Below are 26,095 nucleotides of genomic sequence, written 5' to 3' on the forward strand. Positions count from 1 at the left end.
GGGTCGCGACCGACTTGCCGGGGACGGGGGCCGCCTGCTTGGCGGCGGGGGCTGCTTGCTTTGCCATGACGAAATCCTAAGAGTGCGACCCGCGCCGAACGCTCCGCCTCGGGCCGCGGCCATTGATCGCGCGTTATCGGATGAGCGGCGGCCTATACCTCACCTCCGAGCGCCAAACAAGCGCCGGCACCCGGACAGCACGACAGTTCAGATGGCCCATTCCGACACCGCCCGCCCCCGCGCGTCCCTCGGAGCGCTCAAGCCCCTCTTCCCGTTCGCGGCGCGCTACAAGGGCCGGATCGCCGCCGCGGTCGTGGCGCTCGTCGCCGCCTCGGGCGCGACCCTGGTGGTGCCGGTGGCGGTGCGGCGGGTGGTGGATCTCGGCTTCGCGCATGGCGAGGTCGGAATGATCGACGCCTATTTCGGCGCGCTCATCGGCGTGGTGGCGGTGCTCGCGGTCGCAAGCGCCGCCCGCTACTACTGCGTCGTGACGCTGGGCGAGCGGGTGGTGGCGGACCTGCGGGCCGCGGTGTTCGCCCGCCTCACAACCCTCGATCCCGCCTTCTTCGACCGGGCCCGCAGCGGCGAGCTGGTCTCGCGCCTCACGGCGGATGCCGCGCAGGTGAAGTCGGTCTTCGGCGTCTCGCTCTCGATCCTCCTGCGCAACCTCTTCCTGTTCGCCGGCGCGGTCGGCATGATGGTCTGGACGAGCCCCTGGCTGTCGGTGCTGGTGCTGGCCGCGATCCCGCTGATCGTCTTCCCGCTGATCCTCTCGGGCCGCGGGGTGCGGCGCCGCTCGCGGGCCGCGCAGGATCGCCTCGCCGACGCCTCCGCCTTCGCCACCGAGGCGGTGGGCGCTGTGCGCACCATGCAGGCCTTCGGCATGGCCTCGGTGACGGCCGCCCGCTTTGCCGGCGCCTCCGAGGAGGCGTTCCTGGCCTCCCGGGCCTCCGCCCGTGCGCGGGCGCTGCTCACCGGCGTGGCGATCTTCCTGATCTCGGCCAGCGTCGTCGGGGTGCTGTGGTACGGCGCGCAAGGGGTCGCGTCCGGCACGATCTCGGCCGGGCAATTGTCGCAGTTCGTGCTCTACGCGGTGTTCGGCGCCAGCGCGCTCGGCCAGCTCTCGGAGGTCTACGGCGAATTGACCCTGGCGGCGGGCGCCGCCGAGCGCCTGGCCGAGATCCTCGACACCGTGCCGGTGATCGCCGCGCCGGACCGGCCCCGCGCCCTGCCGGTGCCGCCCCGCGGCGAGATCGCCTTCGAGCGGGTGCGCTTCCACTACCCGACCCGGCCCGAGCACGCGGCGCTCCACGACCTCAGCTTCGCGGTGGCGCCGGGTGAGCGCGTGGCGCTGGTCGGGCCCTCGGGCGCCGGCAAGAGCACGGTGCTGCAGCTGCTGCTGCGCTTCTACGATCCGGATTCCGGCGAGATCCGGATCGACGGCGTCCCGGTCGACGCGGTCGAGCCCGAGGCTTTGCGCGCCCGCATGGCCCTGGTGCCGCAGGATCCGACGGTCTTCAGCGGCAGCATCCTCGACAACATCCGGTACGGCCGGCCGGAGGCCAGCGAGGCCGAGGTCGAGCGGGCGGCGGCCCAGGCCCATGCCGACGGCTTCGTCCGCGCCCTGCCGCAGGGCTACGCCACGCTGGTGGGCGAGCGCGGCGTGACGCTCTCGGGCGGCCAGCGCCAGCGCATCGCCATCGCGCGGGCGATCCTCAAGGATGCCCCGATCCTGCTCCTCGACGAGGCGACCTCGGCCCTCGACGCTGAGAGCGAGCGGGCGGTGCAGGCCGCCCTCGACGTGCTGATGAAGGACCGCACCACCCTGGTCATCGCCCACCGCCTCGCCACGATCCGGGCCGCCGACCGCATCCTGGTCCTGGAGGACGGCCGCATCGCCGAGCAGGGCAGCCACGACGCGCTTCTCGCCCGCGGCGGGCTCTACGCGCAGCTCGCGGCGCTGCAATTCGGCGCCGGGGTGGACCTCACCGGGGAGCGGCAGGTGGCGGAGGTGTGAAAGAACCTCGATGGGGTTTTCAAGCCAGACCGAACATCTTGCGTGTCGTTCCGTGGCCGGGAAGCGCAGCCCGGAATCCAGAGCCGCGGATGTTTAGGAATAGCGCGCGAAGCGTTCCAATTTATTCTGTCCCGCCTGCGTGTCTGGATCCCGGGTTCCGCTCCGCGGTCCCGGGATGACGCGGAGGGTGTCAGGATCGGCCGCTTGCTTCCCCAGGGTCCTCGGCAGGTTTTCTTTACCGTTCCGTCAGCTTCATCTCGATCCGCCGGTTCCTGGCATAGGCCTCCTCGGTCGTCCCGGCATCCAGAGGCTGGAACTCGCCGAAGGCGCCCGCGAGCAGGCGCTGGGGCGGGATGCCCTTGGCGGCGAGGTACTGCACCACCGCGATGGCGCGGGCGGCCGAGAGCGCCCAGTTCGACGGGAATTGCGACGAGGCGATCGGCCGGGCGTCGGTATGGCCGTCGACCCGCAGCACCCAGGGGATGTCGGCCGGAATCTGGCGGTTGAGCTCCAGGATGGCACTGGCGATCCGGTCGATCTCCGGCCCGGCCTCGGGCTTCAGCACCGCCTGGCCGGCGGAGAAGAGCACCTCGGATTGCAGCACGAAGCGGTCGCCGACGATGCGGATGTCGGTCCGGCTGCCGAGGATCTGGCGAAGCCGCCCGAAGAAGTCGGAGCGGTAGCGCGCGAGTTCCTGCACCCGCTGGGCCAAAGCCACGTTGAGGCGGCTGCCGAGATCGGCGATGCGGGCCTGGCTTTCGCGGTCGCGGGTCTCGGAGGCGGCGAGCGCGTCCTCCAGCGCCGCGAGCTGCTGGCGCATCGCCGAGATCTGCTGGTTGAGGAGGTCGACCTGGCTCAGCGCCCGGGCGGCCGCGCCCTTCTCGGCCTCGAGCTGGCGGCCGAGCTCGGCGGCTTTCCCCTGCGCACCCTGGTCGGTCGCGAGCAGGCCCTGCAGGCGCCGGCGCTCGGCCTCCGAGCCCGAGAGGTTCGCCCGCAAGGACGCGGCGGACTCCTCCAGCGCCCGCTTGCCGGAGCGCTCCAGCGCCAGGAGGTCGGTCAGCTCCGAGATCTGGCGGTTCAATCGCTCCAGCACCGTGTCGCGGCCCGACAGCTCCTGCGACAGGAAGAACTGGCCGGTGACGAAGATGGTGAGCAGGAAGACGACCGAGAGCAGCAGCGTCGTCAGCGCGTCGACGTAGCCGGGCCAGACGTTGAGGGCGCGGTCGCGCCGGACGAGGCGGCCGGCCATCAGGGTCTCACTCCACCTTCTCCCGGGCGAGGCGCTCGAGCACCTGCTTGAGCTCGCGCTCACGGTTGGCTTGCGCCTCGACCCAGTCGCGGATCATCTGCTGCTCGGCCCGCATGTGCTGGACGAGGCCCTGGATGCCCTCGGCGAGGTTGGCCATCGCCTGGGTGCTGGACCGCCCGTGGGTGGTGCTGTCCCCGACGAGCGTGCCGAGCCGCGTCATCGCGTCGGCGAGGTCCTTCAGCACCGCCTCGCTTCTCGGATCCCGCAGGACGGGCACCGGCTCGGGCGGCCGCGGGGCCGCCGCGGGCTGGGAGGAGGCCGCCTGGGCGGCGGCCGGCACCGTGACGGGGACCGGCACCGGGGCGGGGGCCGGCCCGGCGGCGGTGACGAGCCAGTCCTCGAGCTCGTTGTAGAACCGGGTATGGGCCTGGCCGGCCTGGAGGTCGAGGAAGCCGATCACCAGGGAGCCGGCAAGCCCGAACAGCGAGGCCGAGAAGGCGAGGCCGATTCCGGACAGCGGTACCGCGAGGCCGCTCTTCAGCTCGTCGAACATCACCGCGGCGTCGCCGCCGCCGGCCCGCATCGACCGGATCACGCCGCCGACCGCCGACAGGGTGTCGATCAGGCCCCAGAACGTGCCGAGGAGGCCCAGGAGGATCAGCAGGCCGCCGATGTAGCGCAGGATCTCGCGCCCCTCGTCGAGCCGCGAGGCCACGCTGTCGAGGAGCGGCTGGAACTGGGCCTGCGGGTGGGCCCGCCCGGTCCTCGCCTCGCGCAGGGCCGGCGCCAGCGCGGCGAGCACGCGGGGGCTGCCGGCATCCGGCGCGCCGGCGGCGGTGCGGTTGGCGAAGCGCACCTCGCGAAAGAGGCGCTGCACCTGCCCGAACGCCATGAGGACGGCGATCAGCGTGGCCCCGAGGATCAGCCCGTTGAGGCCCGGATTGGCCATGAAGGCCGGGACGATCTGGCGGTAGAGCACGAAGGCCAGGAAGCCGGCCAGCGTCAGGAACACCGCCATGCGGATCAGGTAGATCCGCGGCGATGTCAGGGGAGGGGACGCAGCGCTCGCCGCCATCGCGGGCCGTACTCACTTTCGCGGGCGGCGCGGGACTTCAGAGCCCGCGCGCGGAATGACGTCGGGGTTCTCTCCGCCGGGCGGACCGACCGGAACCTCGCGGCACTGTGCCGGGTGGCGTCCGGCCGATCAAGCCGGGGCGCGGCCGGCCCTCAGACTTGTCCAGCGCCCGTGGCGCTTCAGTCCCAGTGAAGCGGCCAGGTTTCCTCGAGATGCGGCCCGAGGCGCACCGGGCTCACCCGCCGGGCGAGCCCGGTGGCATCGTCGGTCTCGACCGCGAGCCCGCACAGGGTGCCCTCGCCGGTCGCCGCCTCGAGCCGGCTGCCCGGAGTCTTCTGCAGGAAGCGGCGCACCGGCTCGTCCTTCTGCATGCCGAGCACCGAATCGTAGTCGCCGCACATCCCGACATCGGACTGGTAGGCGGTGCCGCCCGGCAGGATGCGGTGGTCGGCGGTCGGCACGTGGGTGTGGGTGCCGACGACGAGGCTCGCCCGTCCGTCGAGGAACCAGCCGAAGGCCTCCTTCTCGCTCGTCGCCTCGGCGTGGACGTCGACGATCACCGCGTCGGCGGCGTCGCGCAGCGGGCAGGCGGACAGCTCGCGCTCGGCCGCCGCGAAGGGATCGTCGAGGGGATCGAGGAAGATCCGCCCCATCACGTTGACGACCAGCACCCGGGCCCCGGCGCGGGTCTCGACCACCGCGGCGCCGCGGCCCGGCGTGCCGGGCGGGTAGTTCGCCGGGCGCACCAGCCGCGGCTGGCGGGCGATGAACACCAGCGCCTCGCGCTGGTCGAAGGAGTGGTTGCCGAGGGTCACCGCGTCGGCGCCGGCATTGATCAGTTCGTCGCAGATGCTCTCGGTGATGCCGAAGCCTCCGGCGGCGTTCTCGCCGTTGATCACCACGCAGTCGAGGCGCCAGCGCTCCCGCAAGGCCGGCAGGCGCTCGCTCACCGCCAGGCGACCCGGCCGGCCGACGACGTCGCCGAGGAAGAGGAGGCGCATGGCGGGGGTCAGGCTCCGGTGGGGTGGATGAGGCCCGCCTCGGTGACGACGCGGTCGAGGGGCCGGTCGTGCGGGCCGTCCGGCACCCGGGGCGTCTCCTGGGCCGCGAAGGCGACGCCGACCGCGAGGACCGGCCCGGCGGCGTCGAGGCGGGCGAGCGCCCGGTCGTAATAGCCCTTGCCGTAGCCGATGCGGTGGCCGCGCCGGTCGAAGGCGGCGAGCGGCACGAGGAGCGCGCGGGGCTCGACCGCCGGAGCGTCGGGTCCCGGCTCGCTCAGGCCGAAGCCGCCGGCAGCGAGCGCGTCGCCCTCGGCCGCGCGGCGGAACACGAGCCCGTCGGGCGTCACCTGCGGCAGCGCCACCGCCTGGCCGCGGGCGCGCAGGGCGTTGATCAGCGGCCGCACGTCGACCTCGCTGCGGATCGGCCAGTAGGCCGCCACCAGATCGGTCTCCGCAAGCTCCGGGAGGGCGAGGACGATCTCGGCGATGCGGCGCGACGCATCCTCGCGCGCTGCCGCCGCCAGCCCGTCCCGCCGCGCCAGCGCCGCCTTCCTCAGGTCAGCCTTCGGCAGGGGGGCGGGGAGTGAGTCCGTCGTCATCGAAGTCCAGCGCGGAGCCACGAGAACCGTTGGAGAATCGATCCCGGGAAACCTACGAAGTAGGTGGGCGCCGTAATGCCCCGGTCCACGGACCAGGGCAGTGACAGCTCCCGAGGGAGTCGATAAGGCCCCGGGGATATGTGTCTCCTGACGAGAACCGCAGCCCCGCCGATCTCATGTAGCGCCGAGGGGGCGGTTGCGAAAGGGGGCGGAGCGGGGGATTTGCGGCGGGAATCGAGAGGGTGGGGGAGCGTCCCCTCCCGACCGACGTTTCGGTGCCGAGGCCGGACCAGGATGAGGGATCCCGGGGCCGGGACACCCCGCCCCGCCATCGCGCGTCGCAGCGCGTCGGGATGTCGGGAGCCTGGTCCTCACACGAACAAGGCGTGTGCGAACCCCTCGCCGGCCCGCCGTCGCCTCGCCGCCACCAGAGGCCGGAGACACGACGCCCCTGAACCGATCCGGCCCGAAGCCGATGCTCGCAACCCCTCGCGGAACCGGGCCGTCCAGGGATGACGCGATCGGCTTCAACGCTGTCGCGTCACTCGTCGGGACGCGGACAGCATCTGCTCACCCCGCCCGTGTCCAGGCGATCCCGCCCAGATCCTCCCGAAAGGCGAAGCGGGCGAGGTGCTCGGCCACCACGCCCTGCATTCGGGTCAGGGCTTCGAGGTCCGCCGCCTCGACCCGCAGGGTCAGCCCCTCCGGGTCGGCTTCCGCGGTGAAGCGGCGGCCCTCCCCGAACGGCACCACGCCGCGTTCCGGCGTGAAGGTCGTGTCGGGGAAATTGTGGCTCCAGTGCTTGCAGAGCTGCGTCAGGTAGCGGCTGCCATTCGCCGTATCGACGCGGGCTTGTGCCGCCAGGGTGACCGGATCGCTCACGCGGCGCCCCCCGCCTCCTGCAGCGCCGACCAGATCGCCTGCGGGGTCGCCGGCATGTTGATGTGATGGATGCCGTGGGGACGCAGCGCGTCGACGAGGGCGTTCATCACGGAAGGCAGCGAGCCGGCGCAGCCCGCCTCGCCGCAGCCCTTCACCCCGAGCGGATTGGTGGTCGCCGGCACCGCGTGGCTCTCGAAGCCCATGAACGGGGCGTCGGAGGCCCGCGGCAGGCAGTAATCCATGAACGAGCCGGTCACGAGCTGGCCCTGCTCGTCATAGGCCGTGCGCTCCATCAGCGCCTGGCCGATGCCCTGGACTACGCCGCCATGGAGCTGGCCCTCGACCAGCATCGGGTTCACCAGCGTGCCGAAATCATTGACGGTGGTGTAGCGCACCACCGTGGCGACCCCGGTCTCGGGATCGACCTCGACCTCGGCGACGTGGCAGCCGTTCGGGAAGGCCGAGGGCGATTCCTTGTGGGTGTGGGCGACGTCGAGGCTCTTCGGCGCCGCGGGGTCGGGCAGGCCGGCCCGCACCTTGGCGGCAAGCTCGAGGAGGCCGATGCCCCGGTCGGTCCCCGCGATGGTGAAGCGGCCCTCGCGGAACTCGATATCGGCGGGGCCGGCCTCGAGCACCGAGGCCGCGGCCTCGCGGCCCTTGGCGATCACGAGGTCGCCGGCCTCGACCAGCGCCGTGCCGCTCGCCATCAGCGACTTCGAGCCGCCGGTGCCGCCGCCGGCGATGAGCTGGTCGCTGTCGCCCTGGAGCAGGCGGATGCGGTCGATCGGGATGCCGAGGCGGTCGTGCAGCACCTGGGCGAAGGGCGTGAGGTGGCCCTGGCCGTAATCGAGGGTGCCGGTGATGATCGTCACCGTGCCGTCGGCCTCGAAGCGGATGCCGCCCATCTCGTTCTGCGGCGGCGCCGTGATCTCGAGGTAGTCGCCGATGCCGATGCCCCGGAGCTTGCCCCTGGCCTCGCTCTCGGCGCGGCGGGCCGGGAAGCCGTCCCAGTCGGCCGCCGCCAGGGCCCGATCGAGCACCGCCGGGAAGTCGCCGCTGTCGTAGGTGAGGCCCGACGGCGCGCTGTAGGGCATGTCGGCCGGGCGGATGTGGTTGCGGCGGCGTAAGCTCACCCGGTCGAGGTTCATCTCGGCGGCGGCGGTGTCGATCAGCCGCTCGATGAAGTAGTTGCCCTCGGGACGCCCGGCGCCGCGATAGGCGCCGATCGGCGTGGTGTTGGTGAACAGGCACGCGACCGCGACGTCGAAGACGGGAGTGCGGTACACGCCGACCATGTTGCGGGCGATGTTGACGGTCTGGAACAGCGGCGCCAGCGGGTTGAGGTAGCCGCCCATATTGGCGCGGCCCTTGACCCGGAAGGCCAGGAAGTCGCCTTCGGCGCTCAGGGCCAGCTCCGCCGTCACCGCGACGTCGCGGCCGTGATGGTCGGACAGGAAGCTCTCGGACCGCAGGTCGGTCCACTTCACCGGCCGGCCGAGGAGCTTGGCCGCCTGCAGGAGCGGCAGGTATTCGGGATAGACCGGCGCCTTCATGCCGAAGGAGCCGCCGACATTGCCGGTGAGCACCCGCACCTTGTCGCGCGGCTGCTTCAGGACGCCGTCGGCGAGGTTGTTGCGCAGGCCGAACACGCCCTGCGACCCGACATGGAGGGTGAAGCGCTCACTGTCCGCCTCGTACACGCCGATCGCGGAGCGCGGCTCCATCGGGTTGATGACGAGGCGGTTGTTGAGGAGGTCGAGGGAGGTGACGTGGGCCGCCTTGGCAAAGGCCGCGTCCGTCGCCGCCTGGTCGCCGGTGCGGAAGTCGAGGGCGAGGTTGCCGGGTGCGTCGTCGTGCAGGAGGGGCGCGCCCTCGGCCGCGGCCTCGTCGGGCGTCGTGACGACGGGCAGGTCCTCGATGTCGAGCACCACGGCCTCCGCGGCGTCGCGGGCCTCGGCCAGGGTCTCGGCCACCACGAGGGCGACCGGCTCGCCGACGTAGCGCACCCGGTCGATGCTGAGGGACGGGTGGGCCGGCTTGCGCATCGGCGTGCCGTCCTGGTTCTTGAACGGCAGGGCGTTGCCGATCGTGCCGTAGCCCTCGAGGTCGGCGGCGGTGATCACCTTGAGCACGCCCGGCAGGCCGAGTGCCGCCTCGGCGTCGATGCCGCGGAGAATGCCGTGGGCGATCGGGCTCCGGACGAACACGCCGTAGGCCTGGCCGGCGAGCGCGAGGTCGTCGGTGTAGCGGCCCTCGCCCCGCACCAGCACCGGGTCCTCGGCCCGCGGCACCGGTTGGCCGATGCCGAATTTCTGAGGCGTGGCGAAGTCGCGGGCGTCGGGACGGGCGTTCATGCCGGGGCTCTCCGGGAGTCTTGTCGTCTTCAGCTAACAACTCGGCGGGAGCAAGCAAGACGCGGGCAGGCAGCCCACCCCGGCGCGGAAGGCACGGCTCGCGCCGCGACCGTCCGGCTCCCTGGCATCGAGCGGGGAGGGATCAGGCCGCCCCCGCCGGCCGGGCCGGCGCGACAGGCAGCGCCTCCGGCCCGCTCTCCGCCGCCAGCACCTTGCCGGGATTGAGGATGTTCTGCGGGTCGAGGGCGCCCTTGAGGCGGCGCATCAGGTCGAGGGCGACCGGGTCCTTGTAGCGGGGCAGCTCGTCGCGCTTGATCAGCCCGACGCCGTGCTCGGCGGCGATCGAGCCGTCCATCGCGTGCACGATGTCGTGGACGATGCGGTTGAAGCGCGGCCACTCGGCGAGGAAGGCCGCCGTCTCGGCCCCGACCGGCTGGGTCAGGTTGAAGTGGATGTTGCCGTCGCCGAAATGCCCGAAGGCGCAGACCCGTACCCCCGGCAGGGCCGCCTCGCAGGCGACGGTCGCCCGCTCCAGGAACTCCGCCACCCGGGAGACCGGCACCGAGACGTCGTGCTTGATCGAGCCGCCCTCGAAGCCCTGCATCTCCGACAGGCTCTCGCGCAGGCGCCACAGGGCCGCACCCTGCGCCTGGCTCTGGGCCAGCACCGCGTCCTCCGCGAGCCCGGCCTCGAGGAGTTCGCCGAGCTGCGCCTCGAGCTCGTCATACGCGTCGGGCGCCGGCGAGGAGATCTCGACGAGGGCGTAGGAGGCGTGGTCGCCCGCGAGCGGGCGCACGGCGCCGGGCAGGTGGCGCAGGACCACCTCGAGGGGGAAGCGCGGCACGTACTCGAAGGCGGTGAGCCGGGGCCCGAGCCGGTCGCGCAGGCGCCCGAAGGCGTCGAGCGCGGCGCGGGCCGAGGCAAGGCCGAGGAACGCGGTGGCCTTCGAGACCGGCTTCGGGTGCAGCCGCAGCACGGCCGCCGTGATGATGCCGAGCGTGCCCTCCGAGCCGACGAAGAGGTTCTTCAGGTCGTAGCCGGAATTGTCCTTGCGCAGCGCGCGCAAGCCGTTCCAGACCTGCCCGTCCGCCAGCACCACCTCGAGGCCGAGCGTCAGCTCGCGGGCATTGCCGTAGGCGAGCACCGCGGTGCCGCCAGCGTTCGTGGCGAGGTTGCCGCCGATGCGGCACGAGCCCTCGGAGGCGAGGGAGAGCGGAAACAGCAGGCCGGCCTCGTCGGCCGCCTGCTGGACGTTGGCCAGCACGCAGCCGGCCTCGACCGTGATGGTGGCGTCGAGGGGATCGACCGCCCGGACCCGGTCGAGGCGGGCGAGCGAGATCACCACCCCGCCGAACGGCACGCCGCCGCCGACGAGACCGGTATTGCCGCCCTGCGCCACCACCGGCACCCGCGCCTGCGCGCAGGCCGCGACCGCGAAGGCGACCTCCTCGGTGCTGCGCGGGCGCACGACCGCCAGGGCCTCGCCCCGGTAGAGGCCGCGGGTCTCGGCGAGATGGGGGGCGATGTCCGTCTCGCGGGTGAGGACGTGCGCGGGCCCGAGGCGGGCCGCGAGGGTGTCGAGGAGGCTGTGGGTCACGGGGCGCGGGCGGCTGTTCTCGGGCCTGGCGTCAGGCGGGGGTTGCGGCGGGGCGGGATGGCGCGCCGCGGTGCCACCCTCTAGATAGCTCTCGGTTGGCCGCTTTTCCAAGATGGGCCGCCGCTTCGCGAAACTCCGCCCGAGACAGCAGATCCATGCTCTCCGTGATCCCGAATCCGCCGCGCATCGCGCTCCCGATCGCCGGCACCGAAGACCTGTTTCCCGTGCGCCGGGTCTATTGCGTCGGGCGCAACTTCGCCGCCCATGCCCGCGAGATGGGGGCCGACCCGACCCGCGAGCCGCCGTTCTTCTTCATGAAACCTGCCGACGCGCTGCAGGTGGTGCCGGACGGACAGACGGTCGAACACCCCTATCCGCCGAAGACCCGGAACTACCACCACGAGGTCGAACTGGTGGTGGCGCTCGCCAAGGGCGGGCGCGATATCCCGGTGGACCAGGCCCTCGACCACGTCTACGGCTACGCGGTCGGCCTCGACATGACCCGCCGCGACGTGCAGGACGAGGCCAAGGCGCTGCGCCGCCCGTGGGAGCTCGGCAAGGCCGCCGACCTGTCGGGCCCGGTCGGCACCCTGAAACCCGCTTCCGTCATCGGCCACCCGGCGACGGGCGCGATCACGCTCTCGGTCGACGGCGCGGTGCGCCAGACGGGCGACCTCTCCGACATGATCTGGTCGGTGGCCGAGCAGATCGCCTACCTGTCGACCTACTTCGCCCTGGAGCCCGGCGACGTGATCTTCGCCGGCACGCCGGAGGGCGTCGGCGCGGTCACCCGCGGCCAGACCATGGTCGGGTCGATCGAGGGCGTCGGCGAGATCCGCCTGACGGTCGTCTGAGGCGGTCAGGTCAGGGGAGGCCGCGGGATGACGCGAAGGCAGGCCCTGCTGATGCGGGGCGCCCATTTCGTCTGGCGCTTCACGCGCGGCATGACCCTCGGGGTGCGCGGGGCGGCGATCGACGCGGAGAACCGCGTCTGCCTCGTGCGCCACACCTACATGGACGGCTGGCACCTGCCGGGCGGCGGGGTCGAGCCGGGCGAGACGGCGCTGGAAGCGATCGACCGGGAATTCCGCGAGGAGGCCGAGATCGTCCTCGATCCGGGCGCGGCGCCGGCCCTGCACGGCTTCTACTTCAACCGGCGCGCCTCGCGGCGCGACCACGTCGTGCTCTACGTCGCCCGCGCCTTCACGGTGCGGGCGGAGAAGCGTCCCGACCGCGAGATCGCCGCCGCGCGCTTCTTCCCCCTCGACGCCCTGCCGCCGGACACCACCCCGGCGACCCGGGCCCGCCTCGCCGAGATCACGGACGGCCTGCCGCCGGCGATCGACTGGTAGGGGCGTCCGGAGCCGGCTGCGCAACCGAAGCCGCAACCTCTTGCGCTCCCCGGCGGAATGGTGTTTATCCCGGTCATCGGCGCCGCCACGGTGTCGCCGTGGAAAGCAGCGAGCGGGTGTAGCTCAGGGGTAGAGCACAACCTTGCCAAGGTTGGGGTCGAGGGTTCGAATCCCTTCGCCCGCTCCAGTTTTCCAGCAAAGGCCGAACGGGTTTGGGCGGGTGTAGCTCAGGGGTAGAGCACAACCTTGCCAAGGTTGGGGTCGAGGGTTCGAATCCCTTCGCCCGCTCCAAGTTCGACAGGCCTTCTCGCGCGAGCGGGTGTAGCTCAGGGGTAGAGCACAACCTTGCCAAGGTTGGGGTCGAGGGTTCGAATCCCTTCGCCCGCTCCAGATCTCCCAAGATAGGCTGCGGCAGGCACCGTGAGGCTGTGTTCCTCGTTGCGTCTCCCGTCCTGAAACAAGCGGACCGTCGACGTGTCTCGACGTGACCGGCACGGTGTCTCATCAGACCCACGCGCGAGGATGGGACCGAGCCCCGACCTCGACATCCGCTGCGCCCGGGCTCAGCGCGACAGCTTCGCCAGCAGGTCCGCCAGCCCATCCGCCTCCGCATCAGCCAGCTTCGCTCCGACATGGGCCTGGAGGGACGCGGCGTAGACCACCCACATGCGCTCCCGCATGACCCGTCCGGCCTCGGTGATGACGACCCATTGGCCGCGGCCGTCCCCTGCGAAGGCCTCGCGGCGAACGAGGCTCATCCGCTCCATGCGATCCAGGAGCCGTGAGAGATTGGGCTGCGCGAGCAGCGTACGATCCTCGATCTCGTAGGGACGCAAACGTCCGGCCTCGACGCGGGACAGTTCTAGCAGGACATCGTACCAGCCGAGAGGCGGAAGGCCTGCGCTCTTCAGATCCTGCTCGATCGCGCCGAGGACGACGCGCTGCGCGCGCATGAGGCGGATCCAGGCCCGGGTGAGGGAGGTGGACGGCGTCATCGCACGGAGGGGGAGCAGCCGGACATAGATGCATCTACATCCGGATTGACGCAGCGAGCAAGCCGGATATAAATGCAACTGCATCTATATCGATCGGGGCGCCTCGCGCCGAGAGCCGCCAACGAACCGGCAAACGGAGACCCTCGCCATGTCCGGCCCCCATCTCACTCTCGTGAGCCACGCTCTCTGTCCCTACGTCCAGCGCGCCGCGATCGCCCTGTCGGAGAAGGGCGTGGCCTTCGACCGGCGCGAGGTGGATCTCTCGCAGAAGCCGGACTGGTTCTCGGCGATCTCGCCCCTCGGCAAGGTGCCGTTGCTGCTCGTGACCGAGCCCGACGGGACGCAAGCCGTCCTGTTCGAGAGCGCAGTCATCTGCGAGTACATCGAGGAAACGCAGCGCGGGACGCCGCTCCACCCGAGCGATCCTCTGACGCGGGCTCGTCATCGCGGCTGGATCGAGTTCGGCTCGTCCATCCTCGCCGATCTGTGGGGCTTCGAGACCGCCAGAGACATCGCGACCTACGAGGCCAAGCGCGGCGCGCTGGTCGACAAATTCGCACGGTTCGAGGCCGAGCTGAGCGAGGGCCCGTTCTTCGCCGGCGACCGGTTCAGCCTCGTCGATGCGGTCTTCGGACCGATCTTCCGGTACTTCGACGTGTTCGACGCGATCGCGCCGACCGGGGTGCTCGACGGCCTGCCCCGGGTCCGAGCTTGGCGGCAGGAACTGGCTGAGCGCCCGAGCGTGAAGGCGGCCGTCACGGCCGAGTACCCGGCCCGTCTCATGGCGTTCCTGGAGAAGCACGAGGCCTGGTTGCTGAGGCGTGCCGCTTAGGCGCCCAGGGTCTCGCGCGGAAGGCACCTGGTTCCGGTGCGGGCGCTTTCCGCATCATCCGCGCGAGACGCCGCGCCGGCATCTCCCGGTGTCCCCGCGGATGCGGGACGGGCCTCGGCAGAGTTGCGCCGTGCAACGCTGGTCAGCACCTTCTCGCCGAACCGGCGACCGCGTCCGGCGGCTGATGCTCAGAGCGCCTTCAGCAGCGTCTCCGCGCCCGACAGGTCCGCCTTCGAGGGCGCGTCCTCGACGTTGAGCATCCGCACCACGCCGTCCTCGACCAGCATGGCGTAGCGCTGCGAGCGCACGCCGAGGCCGAAGCCGGTGCCGTCCATGGCGAGGCCGAGGGCCTTGGCGAAGTCGCCGTTGCCGTCGGCCAGGAACTCGATGCCCTCGGCGCCCGCCGCCTTGGACCAGGCGTCCAGCACGAACACGTCGTTGACCGAGGTCACCGCTATCGAATCGACGCCGCGGGCCAGGATGTCGTCGCGGCGGGTGACGTAGCCCGGCAGGTGGTTGCGATGGCAGGTCGGCGTGAAGGCGCCCGGCACCGCCACCAGCACCACCCGGCGGCCCTTGAACACGTCGTCGGTGGTCTTGGCGGCCGGGCCCTCGGGGCCCATGACCCGGAAGGTCGCCTGGGGCAGGTGATCGCCGACCTTGATCGTCATCGTGGCTCTCCTGGAAACGTCCCGGGCCGGCTCCGGCCGGGGCCCCGAGTCCGGGCGGGGTCTAGCGCGGCCGTGGCGGCAAGTCGAGGCGAGTCGCCCGGTCGCGGCCGACCCCGCGGCAAGCGGCGCGGGGACCCGGCGGGCCTGCGCGCGCGTTCCCGGACAGGCAGGCTATGGACAACGCCGGGGCGGGGCGTAGCATGGGCATCATGCGCAGCAGATTTCCACAGGACCTTCTCTCCAAGGACGCCGCCGGCGGGCCGCCGGACCCGCGCGCCGACGCGCCGGCCGCCCGGGGAGCACCGGCCCAGGGCGCGCCGAGCTACCTCGACGGGCAACTCCTCGTGGCGATGCCGGGCATGGCCGACGAGCGGTTCTCGCGCTCGGTGATCTATCTCTGCGCGCACTCGGCCGAAGGGGCGATGGGCATCATCGTCAACAAGCCTGCGGCCGACCTCAACATGCCGGACCTCCTGGTCCAGCTCGACATCATCGCCCAGGACGACGCCATCCGGCTTCCGAGCCGCGTCGGTCACATGCCGGTGCTGATGGGCGGGCCGGTCGAGGCGAGCCGTGGCTTCGTGCTGCACTCGCCCGACTTCCACATCGACCAGTCGACCCTGCTGATCGACAACGGCATCTGCCTCACGGCGACGATCGAGATCCTGCGGGCGATCGCGGTCGGCAAGGGGCCGTCGAGCGCGGTCCTGGCACTCGGCTATGCCGGCTGGCAGGCCGGCCAGCTCGAGAGCGAGATCCAGGCCAATGGCTGGCTGCACTGCCCGGCCGATCCGGACCTGATCTTCAACAGCGCCCTCGAGACCAAGTACGACCGCGCCCTGCGCGGCATCGGGATCGAGCCTGCGATGCTCTCGACCACCGCCGGCCACGCCTGAGCGCGCAGGCGCGGTACTACTGGTCCTGCGCGCCGGCCTCGAAGCCCGGGTTCATCCCGTCCACCGCCGGGGCGGGGCGCTTGCGGGCCGCCGGCCGCGGCGCGTTGCTGGCGGTCGGGGCAGCGCCCGACAGGCCGAGGCGGGTCGCCAGCGAGAGCGCCCGCGCCTCGGAGAAGCGCAGGTGGCAGAAGCCGTGCGAGCCCTCGCGGACATAGGCGCGGCAGATCTGCTCCCGGTCGGCCGAGAAGGCGGCCTGCTCGGTCACGATCGGCCGGACGTCCTCGCGCCGGGCGCGCTGGGTCATGACCTTGTAGTTCTCGCGCACCGCCTTGTCGGCGGCGCCCCGGGCGGCGTCGAATTCCTGCGCCCGCGGCAGCAGGACCGCGGCGCCCGGACCCCACAGGCCCTTCGGGGTGGTGGCGCAGTCGGACGCCGTGAAGACGCAGGCATCCGGCTCGCCGATCGGCGTGACCATGACGCCGCCCTCCAGGATCTCGAGCCGCATCGGGCAGGCCGGGCCGGAGGTGGCGAGCTGCGTCACGCCGTTGGGCTTGCCCTGGTCGGCGAGGGCGAGCGGCTGCCCGTCACCGAGCGCGACCTTGCAGCTCTCGGTCGGCTGCGACACCTTCGTGCCCGCCAGCGTCACCCGGGCGGTGAAGCCGGAACCGGCCCGCTCCAGCCGCATCGACCCGGCATTGCCGTTCTGCTGCAGCTCCTGACCCACCACCGCGTCGTCGTTGGGCGCCTTGATCACCACGGGCCTCGGCGGCGCCGGCGGCGCCGGGGCCGGCCGGGGGGCGGCCTCGGGCGGCGGCGCCTCGCCGGGCGCGGCGGGCGGGCGGGCGCCGGGGACCGGGGCCGGCGGCACCGGCGGGCGCGCGGCGCGGCCGATGCCGAACAGCTCTTCCAGGAAGGACTGGGCCGAGGCCGGGGCAGGCGCCACCATCAGGACCGCCGCGAGGGGCAGGGCCGCCAGCACGGGCCGGACCACCGGGCGGGGAGGGAGGCGAACGGGCTGCATCAGGCTCCAGACGGAAGGCGCGGGATGGTCGTCCCGCACGGTCCTAGCATGGGGTCCGTGGCACGGGCGTGGCAAGCCCGCAACATTGTCGTGGCGCCTTGGCCGCACGGAGGATCCCAGGCGAGCGGCCGGACGGGGCCTCGCGGCGTCCGCCGATCTTCGCCGATCGGCCTGCGCGGCCGGCCCGGCTCGCCTTGCGGCCCCCAGACGGCCTTCTTATATCCGGCTCGGCGCGGGCAACGCCCCCGCTCGCCGGGTTCCCGGCGAGGCGCGGTCCGGTCCGGCCCGCCCCGGCTCAAACCTTTGACACGTACCGCCATGGGCCGAGCTGCTTCGGGGCTCGGCGGTCTGCTTAAAAAACACCAACGAGGGATCCCACCATGGGTAAAGTAATCGGCATCGACCTTGGCACCACGAACAGCTGCGTGGCCGTGATGGAAGGCACGCAGCCCAAGGTCATCGAGAACGCGGAAGGCGCGCGCACCACCCCGTCGATCGTCGCCTTCACCGACGACGGCGAGCGGCTCGTCGGCCAGCCGGCCAAGCGCCAGGCGGTGACGAACCCCGAGCGTACCTTCTTCGCGATCAAGCGTCTCATCGGCCGGACCTACGACGACCCGATGACGCAGAAGGACAAGGGGCTCGTCCCCTACAAGATCACCCGCTCGAGCGGCGGCGACGCCTGGGTCGAGGCGGACGGCAAGTCCTACTCCCCGTCGCAGATCTCCGCCTTCACGCTGCAGAAGATGAAGGAGACCGCCGAGTCCTATCTCGGCCAGCCGGTCACCCAGGCGGTCATCACCGTCCCGGCCTACTTCAACGACGCCCAGCGCCAGGCGACCAAGGATGCCGGCAAGATCGCCGGCCTCGAGGTGCTGCGCATCATCAACGAGCCGACCGCGGCGGCGCTCGCCTACGGCCTCGACAAGAAGAAGTCCGGCCTGATCGCGGTCTACGACCTCGGCGGCGGCACCTTCGACGTCTCGATCCTCGAGATCGGCGACGGCGTGTTCGAGGTGAAGTCGACCAACGGCGACACCTTCCTGGGCGGCGAGGACTTCGACAACCGCATCGTCGAGTACCTCTCGGCCGAGTTCAAGCGCGAGCAGGGCATCGACCTGACCAAGGACAAGCTCGCCCTCCAGCGCCTCAAGGAGGCCGCCGAGAAGGCGAAGATCGAGCTGTCCTCGGCCACCCAGACCGAGATCAACCTGCCCTATATCACCGCCGACGCGAGCGGCCCGAAGCACCTGGCGCTCAAGCTCAGCCGCGCCAAGTACGAGTCGCTGGTCGACGACCTGGTGCAGCGCACGATCGAGCCCTGCCGCAAGGCGCTCAAGGATGCCGGCGTGTCGGCGGCCGAGATCGACGAGGTCGTCCTCGTCGGCGGCATGACCCGCATGCCGAAGGTCCAGGAGCAGGTGAAGACCTTCTTCGGCAAGGAGCCACACAAGGGCGTCAACCCGGACGAGGTCGTGGCGATCGGCGCGGCGGTGCAGGCCGGCGTGCTCCAGGGCGACGTCAAGGACGTGCTGCTCCTCGACGTGACGCCGCTCTCCCTCGGCATCGAGACCCTGGGCGGCGTGTTCACCCGGCTCATCGACCGCAACACCACCATCCCGACCAAGAAGTCGCAGGTGTTCTCGACCGCCGAGGACAACCAGAACGCGGTCACCATCCGGGTCTTCCAGGGTGAGCGCGAGATGGCGGCCGACAACAAGCTGCTCGGCCAGTTCGACCTCGTCGGCATCCCGCCGGCCCCGCGCGGCCTGCCGCAGATCGAGGTGACCTTCGACATCGACGCCAACGGCATCGTCAACGTGACGGCCAAGGACAAGGCGACCGGCAAGGAGCACCAGATCCGCATCCAGGCCTCGGGCGGCCTGTCCGACGCCGACATCCAGCGCATGGTGCAGGAGGCCGAGGCCAACGCGGCCGAGGACAAGAAGCGCCGCGAGCTGGTCGAGGTGAAGAACCAGGGCGAGAGCCTGATCCACGCCACCGAGAAGTCGGTGGCCGAGCACGGCGACAAGGTCCCGGCCTCCGACAAGGCCGCGATCACCACCGCCATCGACGCCCTGCGCCAGTCCCTGGCCGGCGAGGACGTCGAGCAGATCAAGGCCCGCACCACCGACCTGATGCAGGCCTCGATGAAGCTCGGCGAGGCGATGTACGCGGCGAGCCAGGCCGCCCCGGATGCCGCCGCGGGCGGGCCTAAGGGTCCCGAGGCCAAGAAGGACGACGTCATCGACGCCGACTTCCAGGAAGTCGACGACAAGGACCAGAAGAAGCGGGCATAACCGCGTCGTGAGGACGCCGCACGGATCCCGGATCCGTGCGGCCGGGAACTTGCAGACCGATCAGGTCCCCGGTGCCGACCGCGCCGGGGACCGGACGTGTATGGATGACGCCCGACCGGGCTGGCACGGGGCGGGCGAGAGGACGGGGCGGCCTGGGGACGGGAATGTCGAAGCGCGACTATTACGAGGTGCTGGGCGTCGCCCGGACCGCGACCGACGGTGAGATGAAGTCGGCCTTCCGCAAGCTGGCGATGGTCTACCACCCCGACCGCAACCCCGGCGACAAGGAGGCGGAGCTCAAGTTCAAGGAGCTCAACGAGGCCTACCAGTGCCTCTCCGACGGGCAGAAGCGCGCCGCCTATGACCGCTTCGGCCATGCCGCGTTCTCGCAGGGGGGGCAGGGCGGTCCCGGATTCGGCAACGAGTTCGGCGACTTCATGTCGGACATCTTCGACACCTTCTTCGGCGACGCCCGCGGTGGTGGCGGACGACCCGGCGCCGGTCCGGGCGGGCGGCCCGGCGGCGGGCGCGAGCGCGGCGCCGACCTGCGCTACAACCTCGAGATCAGCCTCGAGGAAGCCTTCACCGGCAAGACGGAGACGATCCGGATGCCGACCTCGGTCACCTGCGAGGTCTGCGCCGGCTCCGGCGCCAAGGCCGGCTCGAAGCCCAAGACCTGCCCGACCTGCGCCGGCTACGGCCGCGTGCGGGCGGCGCAGGGCTTCTTCGCCATCGAGCGCACCTGCCCGAACTGCCAGGGCCGCGGCGAGATCATCGAGGATCCCTGCCCGGCCTGCGCGGGCGCCGGCCGCGTCACCCGCGAGCGCACGCTGTCGATCAACGTGCCGGCGGGCGTCGACGACGGCCTGCGCATCCGCCTGGCCGGCGAGGGCGAGTCGGGCCTGCGCGGCGGGCCGGCGGGCGACCTCTACATCTTCCTGTCGATCAAGCCGCACCCGTTCTTCCAGCGCGACGGCGCGGACCTGTTCTGCCGCGTGCCGATCTCGATGGTGACGGCGGCGCTCTCGGGCGAGATCACCGTGCCGGTGATCGACGGCTCGCACACCTCGGTCCGTGTCCCGGCCGGCACCCAGACCAACAAGCAGTTCCGCCTCAAGGGCAAGGGCATGCCGGTGCTGCGCTCCCGCGACGTCGGCGACCTCTACATCCAGGTCTTCGTCGAGACGCCGCAGAACCTCACGAAGCGCCAGCGCGAACTCTTGCAGGAATTCGACACGCATGGCAGCCAGGCCGACAACCACCCGGAGAGCGCCGGCTTCTTCTCCCGGGTGAAGGAGTTCTTCGACGGCCTCAGCGGCTCGGGCCGCGCATAATCCGGGATGCCGGCGAACCGGAGCAGCCGTCGCGCGTTCTCACGCGCGACGGGATTGCGCGGTTCGCGGGTCTGGGTCCGGGGCGCTCAGGCTTGACGGCGGCGCGCCTTTGAACGACAGCCGTTCGCCAACCTCTCCTTTCGCGTGTTCAAGGGTCTTCGGTCTTGCCTTTGCCTCGCCGATCCAGGGCCAAAGCCATCGCGGTCTCGAGCCCGCTGCAGCATCCGCAGCCCCAGCGGCGCGACATCCTGGAGGACGAGGCGCGGTTCCTGCGCTCCTGGTTCGAGCGGCCCCTGGTCACCGGCGCCGTGACGCCGTCGGGCCGCATGCTCGCTCGCACGATGGCGTCCTATGTCGACCCGCGCCTGTCCGGGCCGGTCATCGAGCTCGGGCCGGGCACCGGGCCGGTGACCGACGCCCTTGTGCGCCGCGGCATCGCCCCCGAGCGCCTGGTGCTGGTCGAGTACAACCCGGATTTCTGCAAGCTCCTGCGCCGGCGGTTCCCGAAGGCCACGGTGCTGCAGGGCGACGCCTACGACATCCGCGCCGCGCTTGCGGACGTGGTCGCCGAGCCGGCCTGCGCCACGATCTCGAGCCTTCCGCTCTTCACCAAGCCCCTGGAGCAGCGCCTCGATCTCCTGAGCGCCGCCCACGACCTGATGCACCCGGACGCGCCGTTCGTGCAGTTCACCTACGCGGTGGTGCCGCCGATCCCGGCCAAGTCCTCGACCTACACGGCGAGCCGATCGAACAAGGTCTGGTTGAACCTGCCGCCGGCGCGGGTCTGGGTGTACCGCCGGCCCTGAGGCCGGACACGGCCCGGCGCACCGGCGTCCCGGGGGGAGGGCCTGCCCCGATGGCTCACGCCTTCTCCCACTGCTTCTCGATGATCGTGTAGACCTTGTCGCTGAGGTTGATGTCCATCTCGACGAGGCCGAGGGTGTTCTTCACCCGGCTCAGGGTCTCGGCGAGCTCGAGCACCGGCCCGGGCACCCGCCGCTCCGGGACGGCCGGCCCCTGGAGGCCCAGCACGTCGCCCAGCATCGCCGTGTAGGCGCCCCAGAAATGCTGGTGGCCGATCACGTGGAAATGCGACAGCGTCTCGATGGCGACCGTCCAGTGCCCGGGCTTCATCGTCTCGCCGGGAGCGGAGCAGGAGAGGTGGCGGGTCAGCGGGTTCTCCAGCCAGGTGAAGGTGGAGACGTCGAGGCGGTCGAAGCCCTTGCGCAGGGCCGAGACGCTGCCGAGGTCGAGGCCGGCCGCGAAGGCGCAGGGTCCCCGCAGGTGGTCGACGCGCCAGCTCTGGGCCGGATCCTTGCCGATCTCCGCCATGCGCCGCAGCCACAGGATGCGCTTGGCCAGTTCCACGTAGGGATCGACCACCAGGATCGTCTTGACGTAGCCGCCGTCGATGATGACGTCCTCGTAGCGCTTGAGCAGCACGCTGCCCTGCAGCAGCATCGAGTCGCTGTACTTGATGTCGAAGATGCAGCGCAGCAGATCGTAGTGGATGTCGTCGATGCCGAAATACGCCAGCGCGAACTCGGGGAAGAGCATGTCGCGGGCGACGTTGTCCTGGTTGATCGTGTAGTCGAGGGAGAGCACCCGGGCGGGACGATACGGGGCGCCGGCCCGGTAGCGGTAGAGCAGGATGTTGGTATCGGCGTCGTAGATGTCATAGCTCTGGGCCTGGTCCAGGCCGGGGCAGCTGGCGTCGCTCAGCGCGAAGCCGCAGACGCCGTTGACGTGCCAGCCGAACTCCTTCAGCTGGGGAAAGTGGAGCCAGGCCTCGATCACGGTCTCCCGCGTCCGGTCGATGACGACGCGGATGCGGGGCGTCCGGCGCATGTCGTCCGGCGCGATCCAGAGGCTGAAGCTCGCCGGGCCGACGACGTTGAAATTGAATCGCATGCTGCTTGCTAGGCTGAAGCACCGGGTCTCGGCAAGCGCGCCGGCGGCGGTCCGGGCGAGGGTAGCAGTTCCGCCGGGTGAGATCACCCCGCCGGGACGGCGGCGCGGGCCCGCGGCGGGCGACGCTCGTCCGGCCCCTTGCGGCTCCGCCTGCGACGGGTGTTGATGCGGGGATGTCCGACCTGTTCGCCTCCGCCGGTCTCGACCGCGACGCCCCGCGCCCCCTCGCCGATACCTTGCGGCCGACGGCCCTCGCCGAGGTGGTCGGCCAGGAGCACCTGACCGGGGAGGGCGGGGCGCTCACGCGGCTCCTGCGCGGCCGCAACCTCGGCTCCCTGATCCTGTGGGGGCCGCCCGGCACCGGCAAGACCACGGTGGCACGGCTCCTCGCCGGCGAGACCGACCTGCATTTCGAGCAGGTCTCGGCGATCTTTTCCGGCGTCGCCGAACTGCGAAAGGTGTTCGAGGCCGCCCGGGCCCGGCGGGCGGCGGGACGCGGCACGCTCCTCTTCGTCGACGAGATCCACCGCTTCAACCGGGCCCAGCTCGACGCCTTCCTGCCGGTGGTGGAGGACGGCACCGTGACGCTCGTGGGCGCCACCACCGAGAACCCGTCCTTCGAGCTGAACGCGGCGCTCCTCTCCCGCGCCCGGGTGCTGGTCTTCCGCGCCCTCGACGAGGCGGCGGTCGCCAAGCTCCTCGCCCGGGCCGAGGCGGTGACCGGCCGGGCGCTGCCCCTCGACGAGGAAGCGCGCGCGGTGCTGGTGCGGATGGCCGACGGCGACGGGCGGGCGGCGCTCACGCTCGCCGAGGAGGTCTGGCGCTCGGTCGGGCCCGACGAGATCCTCGACGCCGCCCTGCTGCAGGAGCTGATCCAGCGCCGGGCGCCCGTCTACGACAAGGCGCAGGAGGGCCACTACAACCTCATCAGCGCGCTTCACAAGACGATCCGCGGCTCGGATCCCGACGCCGCCCTGTACTATCTCTGCCGGATGCTGGATGCCGGCGAGGACCGGCTGTTCATCGCCCGCAGGCTGGTGCGGGCGGCGATCGAGGATGTGGGCCTCGCCGACCCGCAGGCCCTCGTGGTGGCGAATGCCGCCAAGGACGCCTTCGACTTCCTGGGGACGCCGGAAGGCGAATTGGCGCTGGCGCAGGCGGCGGTCTATCTCGCCACGGCCCCCAAATCGAACGCCCTCTACACCGCCTACAAGGCCGCGACCCGGACCGCCAAGGAGCACGGCTCGCTGCCGCCACCCCGCACGATCCTCAATGCACCGACCAAGCTGATGCGCCGGCTCGGCTACGGCGAGGGCTACCGCTACGACCACGACGAGCCCGACGCCTTCTCGGGCCAGGATTACTGGCCGGAGCGGCTGGGGCGGCAGCGCTTCTACGCGCCGACCGACCGGGGCTTCGAGCGCCGCATCGCCGAGCGCCTGGACTGGTGGGAGGCCGCCCGCCGGGAGCGCGCCGGCGAGGGCTGATGACGGTTATGTGAACAACCCGACACTTCGCCGTTGACGCTGCGCCGGTCCTTAGGTCAGCCTGCGGGAATGAAACAGAATCTCCCGCACCGGCGGGCGCGATGACGGCACGGGTGCTCTCCATCGCCAACTGCAAGGGCGGCACCGGCAAGACGACCTCCGCGGTTAACCTCGCGGCCGAGCTGGGTGCCAGGGGCTACCGGGTGCTGGTGGTCGATCTCGACCCGCAGGGCCATGCGGGACTGGGGCTCGGGGTCGCGGCGCAGCTCGGCTCGGCCAACGCCCACACGCCGCTGTGCCGGTCCGGGGCCAGCTACGCCGATGCCGTGCAGGGGACCGACGACGACAACGTCGCCATCGTGGCCGCCGACCGCAGCTTCGACGGGCAGCTCGCCAACAGTGACATCCGGTCCATCGCCGCGGCGCTGGCGCCCCTGCGCGACGCGCACGACCTGGTGCTGATCGACGTGCCGCCGGCCGCCGCCGCGCTCACGGTCTGCGCCCTGATGGCGAGCGACGGCGTGGTGATCCCCACCACCCTCGATCCGCTCGGCCTCGAAGGCGTGCGCCAGTTCGCCCGCTCCTACCATGACACGATGCTGCGCTTCCGCGCCGCGCCCCTCGGCCTGGCGATCGCGCCGATGCGCATCGACCTGCGCACCAATGTCGAGAAGGAGACCTTGGGGCTGCTCCGCACCGCCTTCGGGCCCGGCCAGATGGTACGGGGAGTGCGTACCGACGTGGCGGTGAGCGAGGCCTTCGCCCGACGTCAGCCCGTGCGGCGCTACCGCGGCCGCGCCCGGGCCGCCGAGGACTTTTCCGGCCTCGCCGACGACCTGGTGCAGCGTTTCGGCATCGACTGCGTGGCGGCCTTCGCGGAGCCGGGCTACGGACGGCCGGAGGGGTTTTCGCGCGGCATCTCCTGGCGATGACGGAAATCTCCCGGAGCTGAGCCGCCGGCCCGTGCCTCGTCCGGCGTGACGGACGCCGCCGCGGGTGCTACGAGCCGGCGCATGACGAAACCTCCCCATCGCGGCGGGTCCGGGCGGTCGCGGACCGGCCCGGGCGGATCAGCCTCGGGCCGCCCGCCGCGGGCCCGCACGGGACCGCGCAACACCGCCCGCGACGCCGCCCAGCGCGGCGCCGGCCCCGTCACCTACGGCCGCGACATGAGCGACGCGGATCCCTGGGCGCGGGACGAGGCGTCCGCCGGGCCCGGGGGCGCCGCACGGCCCCGAGCGCGATCCAGCAAGCCGCCCGCCGAACAACCCGCCGCCAGGGCGGCGACCCGCGGCCCGAGCCGCAGCGCGGAGGGCCGTCCGCCGGCAAGGCCGCGCCGGGACGAGCGGCCGGACGGCGTCGAGGCTCCGGGCCGCGGAGCCGCGGCGCCGAAGACTCCAGCCCCGACCCGGCGGGCCCTGCGCGAGGCGACCGCGGAGGCGCTGGCCACCGGGGTGCAGACCCTGGAGGTGACGCCGGACGAGGCCGGGATGCGCATCGACCGCTTCCTCTCGGCCCGGTTCCCGCAACTGCCCTTCACCCGGATCCAGAGCCTGGTGCGCAAGGGCGAGCTGCGCGTGAACGGCAAGCGCGCCAAGGCCGCCGACCGGGTCGAGCCCGGCGCCAGCGTGCGGGTGCCGCCCTTGAGCCTCGAGGCGCGCCCGCCGGCCCCGAACGCGGCCCGGGCGGAGGGCGACCTCGCCTTCCTGCGCTCCCTGATCCTCTACGAGGACCAGGACATGATGGTGCTCAACAAGCCCTTCGGCCTCGCGGTCCAGGGCGGATCGGGCACGACCCGCCACGTCGACGGCCTGCTCGAGGCGATGCGGGACAAGGACGGCCAGAAGCCGCGCCTCGTCCACCGCCTCGACAAGGACACCGCGGGCTGCCTCATCGTCGCCAAGACCCGGCTCGCGGCGGCGACGCTCGCCAAGACCTTCCGGTCGCGGGCGGCGCGCAAGATCTACTGGGCGCTCGCCGCCGGCGTGCCGAAGGTGCGCCAGGGCCGGATCTCGACCTACCTCGCCAAGGAGGAGATCGGCGACGCCGATGCCCGCATGCGCGTCGCCAAGCACGGCGACGAGGGCGCGAGCCATGCGCTCACCTACTACGCCGTGGTCGATCAGGCCGGGCAGAAGCTCGCCTGGCTGTCGCTGAAGCCGGTCACCGGGCGCACGCACCAGCTGCGCGCCCACGCGGCCCATATCGGCCACCCGCTCGTCGGCGATCCGAAATACTTCGACATCGAGAACTGGGAGCTGCCCGGCGGCCTGCAGAACCGCCTTCATCTTCTCGCGCGGCGCATCGTCATCCCGCATCCGCGCACCGCCAAGCCGGTCGACGTGACGGCGCCGCTGCCGCCCCACATGGCGCAGAGCTGGAACCTGCTCGGCTTCGACGCCGCGCGCTACGACCCGATCGTCGAGGCGCCGGAGGCGTGACCCGGAGGTCACCCGCGGGGACCTGCCCTGCGGGGAACCCTTGGCAGGATAGCCCCGCGCCTTATTCTCGTGCGGGCCGTC

General features: G+C 71.8%; 22 protein-coding genes, 3 tRNA genes and 1 other RNA gene. 14 read left to right on the forward strand and 12 right to left on the reverse strand.

Features of this window, described 5'->3' with window-relative positions; translation table 11 throughout:
- Positions 1 to 211 precede the first annotated feature (211 nt).
- The gene (locus tag EU555_RS10250) at positions 212 to 2,017 is read left to right on the forward strand and encodes an ABC transporter transmembrane domain-containing protein (protein WP_135414547.1); all 1,806 of its coding nucleotides are present in this window, start codon (positions 212 to 214) and stop codon (positions 2,015 to 2,017) included.
- A gap of 235 nt (positions 2,018 to 2,252) precedes the next feature.
- On the opposite strand, the gene EU555_RS10255 is transcribed toward EU555_RS10250, so the two are convergent.
- The 8 genes from EU555_RS10255 to EU555_RS10290 all read right to left on the reverse strand — a co-directional run bounded on the left by EU555_RS10255 (position 2,253) and on the right by EU555_RS10290 (position 10,774).
- Positions 2,253 to 3,266 (reverse strand): peptidoglycan -binding protein, encoded by a 1,014-nt coding sequence (locus tag EU555_RS10255; protein WP_135414548.1) that lies wholly within the window; start codon positions 3,264 to 3,266, stop codon positions 2,253 to 2,255.
- 7 nt (positions 3,267 to 3,273) lie between these two features.
- The gene (locus EU555_RS10260; protein WP_135414549.1) at positions 3,274 to 4,341 is read right to left on the reverse strand and encodes a MotA/TolQ/ExbB proton channel family protein; all 1,068 of its coding nucleotides are present in this window, start codon (positions 4,339 to 4,341) and stop codon (positions 3,274 to 3,276) included.
- Between the two features lie 179 nt (positions 4,342 to 4,520).
- The gene (locus tag EU555_RS10265) at positions 4,521 to 5,342 is read right to left on the reverse strand and encodes a TIGR00282 family metallophosphoesterase (RefSeq protein ID WP_135414550.1); all 822 of its coding nucleotides are present in this window, start codon (positions 5,340 to 5,342) and stop codon (positions 4,521 to 4,523) included.
- Between the two features lie 8 nt (positions 5,343 to 5,350).
- Entirely contained in the window at positions 5,351 to 5,941 is a 591-nt protein-coding gene (locus EU555_RS10270) for a 5-formyltetrahydrofolate cyclo-ligase (protein ID WP_135414551.1), read from the reverse strand.
- Between the two features lie 10 nt (positions 5,942 to 5,951).
- Positions 5,952 to 6,110, reverse strand: a non-coding RNA gene (gene ssrS / locus EU555_RS10275) — 6S RNA.
- A gap of 401 nt (positions 6,111 to 6,511) precedes the next feature.
- The gene (locus EU555_RS10280; protein ID WP_205820860.1) at positions 6,512 to 6,823 is read right to left on the reverse strand and encodes a DUF2218 domain-containing protein; all 312 of its coding nucleotides are present in this window, start codon (positions 6,821 to 6,823) and stop codon (positions 6,512 to 6,514) included.
- Positions 6,820 to 9,177, reverse strand: coding sequence for a xanthine dehydrogenase family protein molybdopterin-binding subunit (locus EU555_RS10285; protein WP_135414552.1), 2,358 nt, complete (start codon positions 9,175 to 9,177; stop codon positions 6,820 to 6,822). The genes EU555_RS10280 and EU555_RS10285 overlap by 4 nt, the downstream gene beginning before the upstream one ends.
- A 142-nt stretch (positions 9,178 to 9,319) precedes the next feature.
- Positions 9,320 to 10,774, reverse strand: coding sequence for an FAD-binding oxidoreductase (locus tag EU555_RS10290; protein WP_135414553.1), 1,455 nt, complete (start codon positions 10,772 to 10,774; stop codon positions 9,320 to 9,322).
- 155 nt (positions 10,775 to 10,929) lie between these two features.
- Between EU555_RS10290 and EU555_RS10295 the strand changes: the two genes are divergently transcribed.
- The 5 genes from EU555_RS10295 to EU555_RS10315 all read left to right on the forward strand — a co-directional run bounded on the left by EU555_RS10295 (position 10,930) and on the right by EU555_RS10315 (position 12,516).
- Positions 10,930 to 11,628: a fumarylacetoacetate hydrolase family protein gene (locus EU555_RS10295; RefSeq protein WP_135414554.1), complete on the forward strand. Its 699-nt coding sequence runs from the start codon at positions 10,930 to 10,932 to the stop codon at positions 11,626 to 11,628.
- A gap of 27 nt (positions 11,629 to 11,655) precedes the next feature.
- Positions 11,656 to 12,126, forward strand: a complete 471-nt coding sequence (locus tag EU555_RS10300; protein ID WP_135414555.1) for an NUDIX domain-containing protein — start codon at positions 11,656 to 11,658, stop codon at positions 12,124 to 12,126.
- A gap of 112 nt (positions 12,127 to 12,238) precedes the next feature.
- Positions 12,239 to 12,313, forward strand: a tRNA-Gly gene (locus EU555_RS10305).
- A 29-nt stretch (positions 12,314 to 12,342) separates the two neighbouring features.
- Positions 12,343 to 12,417 (forward strand) — tRNA-Gly (locus EU555_RS10310).
- A gap of 24 nt (positions 12,418 to 12,441) precedes the next feature.
- Positions 12,442 to 12,516: transfer RNA gene (locus EU555_RS10315), tRNA-Gly, on the forward strand.
- A gap of 173 nt (positions 12,517 to 12,689) precedes the next feature.
- Here EU555_RS10315 and EU555_RS10320 read toward each other — a convergent pair.
- Positions 12,690 to 13,121, reverse strand: a complete 432-nt coding sequence (locus EU555_RS10320; RefSeq protein ID WP_167858507.1) for a MarR family winged helix-turn-helix transcriptional regulator — start codon at positions 13,119 to 13,121, stop codon at positions 12,690 to 12,692.
- Between the two features lie 148 nt (positions 13,122 to 13,269).
- Here EU555_RS10320 and EU555_RS10325 point away from each other — a divergent pair, with 148 nt between their 5' ends.
- The gene (locus tag EU555_RS10325) at positions 13,270 to 13,953 is read left to right on the forward strand and encodes a glutathione S-transferase family protein (RefSeq protein ID WP_135414557.1); all 684 of its coding nucleotides are present in this window, start codon (positions 13,270 to 13,272) and stop codon (positions 13,951 to 13,953) included.
- A 188-nt stretch (positions 13,954 to 14,141) separates the two neighbouring features.
- Here EU555_RS10325 and EU555_RS10330 read toward each other — a convergent pair whose 3' ends face one another.
- The gene (locus EU555_RS10330) at positions 14,142 to 14,624 is read right to left on the reverse strand and encodes a peroxiredoxin (protein WP_135414558.1); all 483 of its coding nucleotides are present in this window, start codon (positions 14,622 to 14,624) and stop codon (positions 14,142 to 14,144) included.
- A gap of 350 nt (positions 14,625 to 14,974) precedes the next feature.
- On the opposite strand from EU555_RS10330, the gene EU555_RS10335 reads away from it, so the two are divergent.
- Positions 14,975 to 15,520, forward strand: a complete 546-nt coding sequence (locus EU555_RS10335) for a YqgE/AlgH family protein (RefSeq protein WP_245524238.1) — start codon at positions 14,975 to 14,977, stop codon at positions 15,518 to 15,520.
- A 16-nt stretch (positions 15,521 to 15,536) separates the two neighbouring features.
- Here EU555_RS10335 and EU555_RS10340 read toward each other — a convergent pair whose 3' ends face one another.
- Positions 15,537 to 16,541 carry a hypothetical protein gene (locus EU555_RS10340; protein ID WP_425375103.1) on the reverse strand — a complete coding sequence of 335 codons (1,005 nt, stop codon included), beginning with the start codon at positions 16,539 to 16,541 and terminating at the stop codon, positions 15,537 to 15,539.
- Between the two features lie 380 nt (positions 16,542 to 16,921).
- Between EU555_RS10340 and dnaK the strand changes: the two genes are divergently transcribed.
- The 3 genes from dnaK to EU555_RS10355 all read left to right on the forward strand — a co-directional run bounded on the left by dnaK (position 16,922) and on the right by EU555_RS10355 (position 20,981).
- Positions 16,922 to 18,841, forward strand: a complete 1,920-nt coding sequence (gene dnaK, locus EU555_RS10345; RefSeq protein ID WP_135414559.1) for a molecular chaperone DnaK — start codon at positions 16,922 to 16,924, stop codon at positions 18,839 to 18,841.
- Between the two features lie 164 nt (positions 18,842 to 19,005).
- The gene (gene dnaJ / locus EU555_RS10350; RefSeq protein WP_135414560.1) at positions 19,006 to 20,175 is read left to right on the forward strand and encodes a molecular chaperone DnaJ; all 1,170 of its coding nucleotides are present in this window, start codon (positions 19,006 to 19,008) and stop codon (positions 20,173 to 20,175) included.
- Between the two features lie 164 nt (positions 20,176 to 20,339).
- Complete coding sequence (locus EU555_RS10355; RefSeq protein ID WP_205820861.1) at positions 20,340 to 20,981, forward strand: class I SAM-dependent methyltransferase; 642 nt, start codon at positions 20,340 to 20,342, stop codon at positions 20,979 to 20,981.
- A gap of 55 nt (positions 20,982 to 21,036) precedes the next feature.
- Here the strand turns inward: EU555_RS10355 and EU555_RS10360 are convergent, their stop codons facing one another.
- A complete protein-coding gene (locus EU555_RS10360) occupies positions 21,037 to 22,086 on the reverse strand; it encodes a hypothetical protein (protein ID WP_135414562.1) in 1,050 nt (349 codons plus the stop codon).
- Positions 22,087 to 22,259: 173 nt separating this feature from the next.
- Between EU555_RS10360 and EU555_RS10365 the strand changes: the two genes are divergently transcribed.
- The 3 genes from EU555_RS10365 to EU555_RS10375 all read left to right on the forward strand — a co-directional run bounded on the left by EU555_RS10365 (position 22,260) and on the right by EU555_RS10375 (position 26,014).
- A complete protein-coding gene (locus EU555_RS10365) occupies positions 22,260 to 23,573 on the forward strand; it encodes a replication-associated recombination protein A (protein ID WP_135414563.1) in 1,314 nt (437 codons plus the stop codon).
- Positions 23,574 to 23,674: 101 nt separating this feature from the next.
- Positions 23,675 to 24,505 (forward strand): ParA family protein, encoded by an 831-nt coding sequence (locus EU555_RS10370; protein WP_135414564.1) that lies wholly within the window; start codon positions 23,675 to 23,677, stop codon positions 24,503 to 24,505.
- Positions 24,506 to 24,586: 81 nt separating this feature from the next.
- Positions 24,587 to 26,014 carry an RluA family pseudouridine synthase gene (locus EU555_RS10375; protein ID WP_135414565.1) on the forward strand — a complete coding sequence of 476 codons (1,428 nt, stop codon included), beginning with the start codon at positions 24,587 to 24,589 and terminating at the stop codon, positions 26,012 to 26,014.
- Positions 26,015 to 26,095: the final 81 nt, after the last annotated feature.

The sequence above is a fragment of the Methylobacterium nonmethylotrophicum genome (assembly GCF_004745635.1).
In the GTDB taxonomy this organism is placed as follows: domain Bacteria; phylum Pseudomonadota; class Alphaproteobacteria; order Rhizobiales; family Beijerinckiaceae; genus Methylobacterium; species Methylobacterium nonmethylotrophicum.

Bases quoted from the DNA above. Each gene is read 5' to 3' on its own strand.
- EU555_RS10320 (WP_167858507.1), bottom strand. From the start codon at position 13,121: ATGACGCCGTCCACCTCCCTCACCCGGGCCTGGATCCGCCTCATGCGC.
- EU555_RS10360 (WP_135414562.1), bottom strand. From the start codon at position 22,086: ATGCGATTCAATTTCAACGTCGTCGGCCCGGCGAGCTTCAGCCTCTGG.
- EU555_RS10375 (WP_135414565.1), top strand. From the start codon at position 24,587: ATGACGAAACCTCCCCATCGCGGCGGGTCCGGGCGGTCGCGGACCGGC.
- EU555_RS10255 (WP_135414548.1), bottom strand. From the start codon at position 3,266: ATGGCCGGCCGCCTCGTCCGGCGCGACCGCGCCCTCAACGTCTGGCCC.
- EU555_RS10365 (WP_135414563.1), top strand. From the start codon at position 22,260: ATGTCCGACCTGTTCGCCTCCGCCGGTCTCGACCGCGACGCCCCGCGC.
- EU555_RS10330 (WP_135414558.1), bottom strand. From the start codon at position 14,624: ATGACGATCAAGGTCGGCGATCACCTGCCCCAGGCGACCTTCCGGGTC.
- EU555_RS10325 (WP_135414557.1), top strand. From the start codon at position 13,270: ATGTCCGGCCCCCATCTCACTCTCGTGAGCCACGCTCTCTGTCCCTAC.
- dnaJ (WP_135414560.1), top strand. From the start codon at position 19,006: ATGTCGAAGCGCGACTATTACGAGGTGCTGGGCGTCGCCCGGACCGCG.
- EU555_RS10250 (WP_135414547.1), top strand. From the start codon at position 212: ATGGCCCATTCCGACACCGCCCGCCCCCGCGCGTCCCTCGGAGCGCTC.
- EU555_RS10295 (WP_135414554.1), top strand. From the start codon at position 10,930: ATGCTCTCCGTGATCCCGAATCCGCCGCGCATCGCGCTCCCGATCGCC.
- EU555_RS10300 (WP_135414555.1), top strand. From the start codon at position 11,656: ATGACGCGAAGGCAGGCCCTGCTGATGCGGGGCGCCCATTTCGTCTGG.
- EU555_RS10260 (WP_135414549.1), bottom strand. From the start codon at position 4,341: ATGGCGGCGAGCGCTGCGTCCCCTCCCCTGACATCGCCGCGGATCTAC.
- EU555_RS10265 (WP_135414550.1), bottom strand. From the start codon at position 5,342: ATGCGCCTCCTCTTCCTCGGCGACGTCGTCGGCCGGCCGGGTCGCCTG.
- EU555_RS10285 (WP_135414552.1), bottom strand. From the start codon at position 9,177: ATGAACGCCCGTCCCGACGCCCGCGACTTCGCCACGCCTCAGAAATTC.
- dnaK (WP_135414559.1), top strand. From the start codon at position 16,922: ATGGGTAAAGTAATCGGCATCGACCTTGGCACCACGAACAGCTGCGTG.
- EU555_RS10335 (WP_245524238.1), top strand. From the start codon at position 14,975: ATGCCGGGCATGGCCGACGAGCGGTTCTCGCGCTCGGTGATCTATCTC.
- EU555_RS10270 (WP_135414551.1), bottom strand. From the start codon at position 5,941: ATGACGACGGACTCACTCCCCGCCCCCCTGCCGAAGGCTGACCTGAGG.
- EU555_RS10340 (WP_425375103.1), bottom strand. From the start codon at position 16,541: ATGCAGCCCGTTCGCCTCCCTCCCCGCCCGGTGGTCCGGCCCGTGCTG.
- EU555_RS10370 (WP_135414564.1), top strand. From the start codon at position 23,675: ATGACGGCACGGGTGCTCTCCATCGCCAACTGCAAGGGCGGCACCGGC.